Origin of the sequence: Mesorhizobium sp. M7A.F.Ca.CA.004.04.2.1 (assembly GCF_004022825.1) — a bacterium.
In the GTDB taxonomy this organism is placed as follows: domain Bacteria; phylum Pseudomonadota; class Alphaproteobacteria; order Rhizobiales; family Rhizobiaceae; genus Mesorhizobium.
The window spans coordinates 1-1,537 of sequence record NZ_RZPH01001237.1 but is presented as its reverse complement, the minus strand read 5'-3'; the positions used below and the strand labels follow the sequence as shown (position 1 = coordinate 1,537).

The 1,537-nt window shown below is 57.0% G+C and carries 2 protein-coding genes; both read left to right on the top strand.

The genetic code is table 11. The features are described from left to right. Window positions 1-771: plasmid partitioning protein RepB C-terminal domain-containing protein (locus EN893_RS33380; RefSeq protein ID WP_206640229.1), on the top strand; the 771-nt coding region annotated here is incomplete at its 5' end. Further along, window positions 768-1,537 (top strand): plasmid partitioning protein RepB C-terminal domain-containing protein (locus tag EN893_RS33375; protein ID WP_128362149.1); only part of this gene is annotated, 770 nt, incomplete at its 3' end. The genes EN893_RS33380 and EN893_RS33375, both read left to right, overlap by 4 nt.

Sequence of the window (1,537 nt, the reverse complement as noted above, 5' to 3'; positions counted from 1 at the left end):
GGCCTGAAGCGTCCCATCACGGTGACCACGAGGAATGTCGACGAAAGCGCTTTCACGCACGACCTGGTGTGCGGCCAGGGGCGGATCGAGGCCTTCAGGTTGCTTGGCCAGACCGAGATTCCCGCGTTTGTGATAGAGGCAACCAAGGCCGAGGCGCTGGTCAAAGGCTTGGTGGAAAATTGTGCTCGCCGGTATCATACCGCTTATGACCTGCTTCGCGACATCGGTCGGCTGAAAGAAAGCGGCTATTCCGACGTCGACATTGCAGCAAAGATCGGTCTTTCGACCGAATATGTCAGAGGGGTTGCACGCCTCCTGTCGCAAGGCGAACAGCGCCTTCTGCGGGCGGTCGACTCCGGCCAGATCCCGCTGTCGGTAGCAGTCGATATTTCCACCGCCGACGAGCCAGGGATTCAGGCCGTTCTTCAGCTTGCCTATCAAGAGAACCAACTGCGCGGTCATAAGCTTGTGATAGCGCGACGCCTGATTGAGAACCGCCGCAGGCGGGGGAAAGGCCTGGGAACGTTCCTGCCAGATCGCAGGAAGAATCCTTCAGCATCAGCGTTGATCAAGGCGTTCAAAGCGGACACGGACAGGAAACGCATTCTGGTCCGCAAAGCGGATGCAACGCGAAACCGCCTGCTGTTTGTCACCCACGCCTTGCGGCAACTCATGGCAGAAGAGGCATTCCAGGATCTTCTTGCGGCGGAAGGACTGAACACCCTCCCACGAAACCTGGCGGCCCGGATCAGCAGAGTTGAGCCCGCATGACCGCAAAGCGTCCTACCGTTCCAGACATAAAATTCGCTTTTGAGCGCGCTACTATTTGCCTTCGTCTTGAAGACATCCAGCCGCTTCACCTGTTCACCGAAAGCGCCAGGGAAACTCCGAAATATCAACAGGTCAGGTCGTCCGTTCGCGAGATCGGGCTTGTGGAATTGCCCGTGGTTGCAAAGGACAAGGACACGCCGGGAAAGTACCTCTTGGTCGACGGCCACATGCGCATCGAGATATTGCGGGAGATGGGCGACACTGAGGTTGATTGTTTGGTCGCCAACGATGACGAGGCATTCACCTACAACAAACGGGTAAGCCGGCTGGCGACGATCCAGGAACACTTCATGATCCTGAAGGCCATCGACAGCGGCGTCCCGGAAGAGACCATCGCGAGAACCCTCAATGTCAACATCGGCCAAATCAGGCTTAAAAAACATCTGCTGAAAGGGATATGCCCGGAAGCGATCGACATGCTCAAGGACCGCTTCGTTCCGACCAACACGTTCATCGAACTGCGAAAGCTGGCAGCCGTGCGCCAGATCGAGGCGGCGCAACTGATGATCGCCATGAACAAGTTCTCGATCAACTACGCAAAATCCCTGGTCGGCGCGACCCCGCCCTCCCAGCTTGCCGATACGTCGCAGCCGAAAAAGCTAGCCGGACTGAGCGATGCGCAGATCGCATTGATGGAAAACGAATCAACCAAACTCGATAAGGAATACCAGCTTGTCGAGGAGAGCTATGGATCCGACCACCTGGA